Raw genomic sequence first — 208 nt, 5'->3', positions numbered from 1 at the left:
ATAGGGCCCGCAATCACATAGGCCTCACCAAATCTCCCTATAGCGGCCCCTGTCCCATGGTCATGCAGGAACAACGTTCCATCCGGCAGTGACGGCTCAGCAGACGCCGCGGCAACATTTCGTTTCAACCACTGCACCACCTTCCCCAACCACGTGTAATGCAAGGCCGGACGATCCAGCACACGCTCTCCCACCACAGTCGCATGTC

The 208-nt window shown here is 58.7% G+C and carries 1 pseudogene; it reads right to left on the bottom strand.

Features of this window, described 5'->3' with window-relative positions:
• Positions 1-208: pseudogene (locus tag KB213_RS12735) on the bottom strand (hypothetical protein); the annotation flags it as partial.

Origin of the sequence: Neokomagataea anthophila, assembly GCF_018122595.1 — a bacterium.
GTDB classification, from domain to species: Bacteria; Pseudomonadota; Alphaproteobacteria; order Acetobacterales; family Acetobacteraceae; genus Gluconobacter; species Gluconobacter anthophilus.
Note: the sequence above shows the minus strand (reverse complement) of the source record. Positions and strands in the feature narration are given on the sequence as shown.